The 6,382-nt window shown below is 28.4% G+C and carries 9 protein-coding genes; all 9 read left to right on the forward strand.

Features of this window, described 5'->3' with window-relative positions:
- Window positions 1-248: hypothetical protein (locus tag NSA58_RS13940; RefSeq protein WP_257560589.1), on the forward strand; the 248-nt coding region annotated here is incomplete at its 5' end.
- A 29-nt stretch (window positions 249-277) separates the two neighbouring features.
- Window positions 278-754 carry a hypothetical protein gene (locus NSA58_RS13945; RefSeq protein WP_257560590.1) on the forward strand — a complete coding sequence of 159 codons (477 nt, stop codon included), beginning with the start codon at window positions 278-280 and terminating at the stop codon, window positions 752-754.
- A 90-nt stretch (window positions 755-844) separates the two neighbouring features.
- Window positions 845-994 (forward strand): hypothetical protein, encoded by a 150-nt coding sequence (locus NSA58_RS13950; protein WP_257560591.1) that lies wholly within the window; start codon window positions 845-847, stop codon window positions 992-994.
- A gap of 325 nt (window positions 995-1,319) precedes the next feature.
- Entirely contained in the window at window positions 1,320-2,336 is a 1,017-nt protein-coding gene (locus NSA58_RS13955; RefSeq protein ID WP_257560592.1) for a hypothetical protein, read from the forward strand.
- 71 nt (window positions 2,337-2,407) lie between these two features.
- Window positions 2,408-2,755 carry a hypothetical protein gene (locus tag NSA58_RS13960; RefSeq protein WP_257560593.1) on the forward strand — a complete coding sequence of 116 codons (348 nt, stop codon included), beginning with the start codon at window positions 2,408-2,410 and terminating at the stop codon, window positions 2,753-2,755.
- A gap of 60 nt (window positions 2,756-2,815) precedes the next feature.
- On the forward strand, window positions 2,816-4,378 hold the full coding sequence (locus NSA58_RS13965; RefSeq protein ID WP_257560594.1) for a recombinase family protein: 1,563 nt from the start codon (window positions 2,816-2,818) through the stop codon (window positions 4,376-4,378).
- 132 nt (window positions 4,379-4,510) lie between these two features.
- Window positions 4,511-4,717, forward strand: coding sequence for a hypothetical protein (locus tag NSA58_RS13970; RefSeq protein WP_257560595.1), 207 nt, complete (start codon window positions 4,511-4,513; stop codon window positions 4,715-4,717).
- 26 nt (window positions 4,718-4,743) lie between these two features.
- Complete coding sequence (locus NSA58_RS13975) at window positions 4,744-6,132, forward strand: hypothetical protein (protein ID WP_257560596.1); 1,389 nt, start codon at window positions 4,744-4,746, stop codon at window positions 6,130-6,132.
- Between the two features lie 8 nt (window positions 6,133-6,140).
- On the forward strand, window positions 6,141-6,382 hold a 242-nt coding region (locus tag NSA58_RS13980), incomplete at its 3' end, for a hypothetical protein (RefSeq protein ID WP_257560597.1).

The following is a 6,382-nucleotide window of genomic DNA, read 5'->3' on the forward strand; positions in this document are numbered from 1 at the left end:
TTGGATATAAAGATGAAGAGTTTATTTATCTTCATGATGCAACAACTTATGCTGAAATAAATTTATTCCTACAAAAAAGAAATGAGTCATTGAATATGACTATAGACTCATTACTAAAAAACTTAAAGGGTAAGGGAATGATAAAAACTGAAACGAATCAACTAAAACCTAAGAAATTAGTACCTGTGGATGGAGATAAGAAGAGACTAAGGTTAGTTCACTTATACAGAAAAAATATAAATATATAAAATATTAGATAATAAGGAGAGTCTGAATTATGATAGAAAATAAATTAAACAATACAGAAGTAAAGGATCAGTTTGAAGAGGTAGATTACGATGGAAGTGAGTTGTTTACAAGAGAGCCTAGTATATTCGATACATATTCATTCATAACAAATGAAGGATTTATTTTACCAGAAAATGTTTGGTTAAAAGGGAGAATAGAGTCTATGTCATTAGTATTTAAAGAGGATGTATATAGGCAAGAACAATACCATGAAATTAGATTTAAGTTTTTAATAAAAGATAATGACTCAAATTGTACTGAAGAAGCGATATATACATGTAGACAAGATATACCATTTAATAAAAATAGAAAGTTACAAAGATTGCTATCAAGTGTACTTGGTTATATTCCAAGAGGAAAGATAGATTTAAAACAGTTATTAATTGGAAAGGAGGCGACAATCAAAATAAAAACTTATTCTCAAAAAGATGGAAGTGATATTCATTATATTACTGAGATTAAGTAGCATATTTTTACTTAATGGTACTAAATGGTAAGTATATAGATGAAATAAAGAGTATTTAAAATAGATATTATAAATAGGAAGGTGTTAAACTTGAGTAATAATTATAAGGTTACTATTTCTAGAACTGATTTGTATTCAAAGAAATATGAAAATGTATCTATAGAAAGTAATGACATTACTAGGAATATGGTTATTAAAAAGAGCTTGTTAGAAGTCTTAATAAATATGATTAGTAAATAATATAATTATATATTATCAATTGATAATCATTTGGTGATTTGGAAATTACAAAATTAATAGAGGATAGTAAAGAAAATATGGATGGTAATATTATTTTTACGTAAGAGTTATTTAATGCTGAAGTATGATTGGGAAGGTATATTATCACAAGCTTAATTATCTATAAACGTCAAATTAGTAATAGTTAAAAATACTATTAAAAATATATAAGTTAACCTAAGGAACTGTAAATTACACAGTTCCTTTTATTATAAAACATTAATTTTAGGAGGAAAAATATGAATAAAGCATTAACTGAAGAAGAAAAAAAGCAATACTATCTTGGATGAAAAGGATTAAAGAATATGAAAAAGAAAATACTGTAGAAGAAATAGATATTAACTTAGGTATAGATGGAAGAAATGTAATTATGTCAACAAATAAGAATGTATTAGATCCTGAGGGAAGTGTAAAATTACAACTAGATTGGTGGTTACAGGGAAGAATAAATAATTTTACAGGAGAGCATGAATTTGTTGTATCATTTCCTATGACTTACTTAGAGAATAATGGTGTATGTGGATCAAAACATTATCACAAATGTTATACAAAAGAAGAAATAAATAATGTAAAGTTAGTTAATGAGATAATAGAACAAGCAAAGAAAATACTTAATAAAGAAAATCTAACAACAGAAGATTTCAATGGGGCAATCGCATATGGAGATATAGTTCATTCTATTGATAAAAATGGTAAAAGATATTCTGAGTTAACCAATATAAAAGTGCATATACCAAATAAGATAGTAGTATATAGAAAAGTCGAGGAAAATACTCCGAAAGTAATTGATAAGAAGTATTTTGATTTGACAGAAGATGATATAGATACAGTAATAGATGAGTCAGGTATTAATATTACAAGTTCTCAAGGTGATACAAAGAGAGAAATAGTAAGTATGTTCTGCAAAAATTATATAGATAAGGAATTATTCATGTATAAAGGTAAAAGTTTTTTAACTTTTAATGCATGGGTTGAAATTTTTGATCCTAAGTTACAAATAGAAGATATAATAGATATTTTAGATATAAAACCTAAGTATATAGAATATCCACCAGGATCATATATAATTAAATTTGCTCCAAATAAAAGGTTCTACTTTGGACGATGGGGAGATTATATGATGTTATTGATTTCATTTATTGAATATATTGAGAGTATAAATATTGAAGGTGTTAGTATTAAATTTGATTTTTCACCTTTTGATAATAAAGAGTTTATACAGGTAAAGAATGATTTAGAAGTAATGGAAAATGTTAAATTTACTAAAGAGTTATTTAATTATGATGGGATAATAAAATATTAAGTATTTAAAGGAAAAGGAATTACAAACACTTGTAATTCCTTTTTTAATAATAGACAAAAGGAGAGAAAAAGATGATTGATAATAAATTAGAACAAATAAAGCAATATATGATTAATAACAAAGAGAATCAAGGTTGCTATGAGAATGTATGTAGCAAAGAACAAATTGAGAGAATAGATAATTATGAGCTCAATCTTATTAATGATATAGTAAATTTACATGAAAGAATATGTTGGCTTATATCACTTGATAATCTTATTAATTTTGAAATAAATAAGATTAAAAATGAGAGTAAGGGAAAAGACTTAATTGACGATTATATAAATGGTTTAGATAACAGAAAAAATGAGGTTATTAAAATAGTAAAGAGATTAATTCCCAAATATGTTGATGAAGTTAAATTTATAAGAGTTTATTAATCTTTTAAAAATTATAGAAGTCTTTTGAATATATATATAAGTATTAAGGAGAATGTAGATATGTCATTAGTAAAAGCAGTAGTATATGCAAGATTCTCTAGTGAAAATCAAAGAGATGAATCAATAGATGCACAAGTAAGAGCTATCAATGAATATTGTGATAAAAATAATATTCAAGTAGTAAAAATATTTGCAGATAGGGCTAAATCAGCCACATCTGCAAATAGACCACAATTTCAAGAGATGATTAAGTTTTGTGAGAATGATACAACAGGAATATCTATGGTTATAGTACATAAATTAGATAGATTTTCTAGAGATAAGTATGATTCAGCTATGTATAAGCAGAAGTTAAAACTAAAAGGAATTAGAGTAGTCAGTGTACTGGAAAATCTTGATAACTCACCTGAGAGTCTCATATTAGAGTCAGTTATTGAGGGTATGGCTCAGTACTACTCAGCCAATTTAGCGAGAGAAGTAGCTAAAGGGCAACGAGAGAATGCTTTGAAATCTAAGCATAATGGTGGTGATCCACCTTTAGGGTATGATGTAGCTTATGATAAAACATATACAGTGAATCAAGAAGAAGCTAAAGCAGTAAAAATTATATTTGATATGTATGTAAAAGGATATTCATATAGTAATATAATTGATGAATTGAATGAATTAGGATATAAGACTAAAAGAGGTAATAAGTTTGGTAAAAATAGTTTACATGGAATATTAAGTAATGAGAAGTATACAGGGGTATATGTATTTAATAAGACTCAAAGAAAAGGTGTCAATGGAAAAAGAAATGGTCATAAACAAAAAAGTGAGGAAGAAATAATTAAAGTTGAGGGAGGTATGCCACAAATAATAGATAAAGAAGTATTTGATCAAGTGCAAGAAATGATGCAAAAGAGGAAGAGAGCCCCTGGAATGAATAAAGCTACTACAACATATTTATTAACTGGACTAATTAAATGTGGGGAGTGTGGACATGCATTTCAAGGTAATAAGAGAAAAGATTCTTATGGGAATGACTATATTTCATATAGATGTGGGTGTAGAAAGCAAAAGAGAGAATGTGATAATAAGGAAATAAGAAGAGATGAATTAGAAGAGTTTGTGCTAACAGAACTAGAAAAACATGTATTAAATGACAATGCAATACCAGTTTTAAGTAAGGAATTAAATAAGAAGTTACAAGATAAGAATCATAGTAATGAAGAAATGTTAAATAGCCTTAGAAATAAGCTTACCAAAGTTAATAAGGAGATAGAAAATATATTAAATGCTATTATGAATGGAATAGTAAATAATATGTTGAAAGAGAAATTAGATGAGTTAGAACAAGTCAAGGTAAACTTAGATTTGAAGATAAATGAGTTAGCTATAGAAAGAGCAGATGGTGAAGAGGTACTTGTAACAGAGTATCAAATTAGAAAGATGTTTGGTAGATTTAAAGAATTCGTATTAACAAGAAATTTACCTGAATGTAAAAAATTTATAGGAGATTACGTTAAAGAAGTTATAGTATATAAAGACCACGTTGAAGTGATATTCAATGTGGTCTTTTCTTTTGTAGATAATGAAATAAGTCATGGCTTATATATTACTACATCAAGAAAAAATAAATGATTAAGTTACAATAAATTACAAAATATGACATGTATTATGATTTATTATATTAAATGAAAGAATATTATTTATGAGTTACATACATAAATAATATTTTAAATAAGATTAGATGTATAAAATAGGAGGATGTTTATGTGGAAACTATGTAGCCAAAATAATAAGTTATGTGCAATGTGTTTACATTGGGATGGCTATAGATTAGGATATGTAGTTCATGATAAAGGAACCTTTTTTAAGTATGACAATACTAAGAAAGCTAAATGTATGTATCCTAAGGATTTTGCACATTTTGAAAAAACGCCAAATCAAATGTGTCCTAGATTTGAGAAAAGATTTTAAAAGTATTAAATTATAGGAGGATTAACATGGGGAAATTAGGTAAATTTTTAGCATGTGTTGGGGGAGCAGCAGTAGCAGTTGTAGCAGCACCAGTAGTGCTACCAGCAGCGGCAGCAGCAGCGAGTACAGTAGCGGCAGGAGCAGCAGCAGCAGGAAGTGCGATAGCAGGAACAGCAGTAGGAACAGCAGTATCAGGAGCGGCAACCGCAGCAGGTAGTGCAATAGCAGGATCAGCAGTGGGAACAGCAGTAGCAGGAGCAGGGACAGCAGTAGCAGGAGCAGCCACAGCGGTAGGTACAGCAGCAGCTACTTCAACTATTGGAACAGCGGTAATAGGAGCAGGAACAGCATTAGGTACTACATTAGCAACAGGAGCAGGAGTAGTAGGGGTGACAACTACGGCAACAGTAGCATTAGGAGCAGCAACTGTTGGTGCAGGACTTACATATAGTGGTATGACTTCAATAGAAGGATTTTCAAATAGTATAGAAGCTGATGAAAAGATAGCAAAAGCTAAGAATATATATAAAGATAGTAATAATAAATTAGATAAAGCTCAAAAGAAAACTATAGATAAGATGCAAAATTTAAATAAACTAAAGATAAATATATATGCAAATGAAATAATGGAGTCTATAGCTATAATTGAAAAAATTAGAAATATAAAACAAACAGAGACTACTATATCTAAATTCAAGTTTAATTTCACTCCAGAAGAAATAAAAGAAGTTAAGAAAACATCTATAGAGGCATCAAAACTAGCTAGAGGTTCATTAGATGGATTAGGCACATCTGTAGCTATGTCATCATTAACTACTGGTTTAGTTGCAAATTTTGGTGTTGCATCTACAGGGACAGCGATATCTTCACTTAGTGGAGCAGCAGCACAGAGAGCTACATTAGCAGCTTTGGGTGGAGGTGCTGTTAAAGCAGGAGGTGCAGGTATGGCTGGAGGTCAAGTTATGTTAGGTGGAATATCTTTAGTTCCAACAGCTATAATTATGTCTCATAAATATGCACAAAACTCAGAAAAAAAACTAACAGAAGCTACTAGATATTATTGTCAGATTAGAGAAGAAGTAGGAAAAATAGAAGGAACTATTAGTTGGTTGGAAGATTCTGTAAATATAAGAGTTGATGAGATATATAATACATTAGAAAAATTTAGGACTATTTATTCAAGAGAGATACTTTGGGTATTAAAAGGCATAAATGATTATAGATGTAAAGATGGAAAGATAAACATGAATGAATGCACTAATGATGAGAAAAAAGTAATAATCAAATCATGTAAATTTATAAGTTGTATGAAAGAGATAATAAAAGCACCAATACTTACAGAAAATGGACTTATAAATGAAGAAACAAAGAATATTTTAGATATATATGGTGATATCAATAAATTATATGTTTAGGAGTTAATATGAAAGGTGAGATAATAGATAATAATAAGAAAACAAATAAAAGAAATGGTTGTTTTAATTTGGATAACTTAAATTCAAATGACACATCAGATGTAATTAAAATGGTAGTAGAATCTAGAAGAGATTATAAAAAAACTAAAGAAGAGGAAGCTACTAAAAGATTAGCCATCGAAAAAGCAACAGAAATTCATTTAGAAAAAATTAAATCAAGTAAAGAAATGGTAGAAAATATATCAAAAGC

It is taken from the genome of Terrisporobacter muris (genome assembly GCF_024621905.1).
Classification (GTDB): domain Bacteria; phylum Bacillota; class Clostridia; order Peptostreptococcales; family Peptostreptococcaceae; genus Terrisporobacter; species Terrisporobacter muris.

What these genes read in the sequence shown, in the direction of transcription:
- NSA58_RS13975 (WP_257560596.1), top strand. Translation starts at nt 4,744, where the DNA reads ATGGGGAAATTAGGTAAATTTTTAGCATGTGTTGGGGGAGCAGCAGTA.
- NSA58_RS13970 (WP_257560595.1), top strand. Translation starts at nt 4,511, where the DNA reads ATGTGGAAACTATGTAGCCAAAATAATAAGTTATGTGCAATGTGTTTA.
- NSA58_RS13945 (WP_257560590.1), top strand. Translation starts at nt 278, where the DNA reads ATGATAGAAAATAAATTAAACAATACAGAAGTAAAGGATCAGTTTGAA.
- NSA58_RS13955 (WP_257560592.1), top strand. Translation starts at nt 1,320, where the DNA reads ATGAAAAGGATTAAAGAATATGAAAAAGAAAATACTGTAGAAGAAATA.
- NSA58_RS13965 (WP_257560594.1), top strand. Translation starts at nt 2,816, where the DNA reads ATGTCATTAGTAAAAGCAGTAGTATATGCAAGATTCTCTAGTGAAAAT.
- NSA58_RS13960 (WP_257560593.1), top strand. Translation starts at nt 2,408, where the DNA reads ATGATTGATAATAAATTAGAACAAATAAAGCAATATATGATTAATAAC.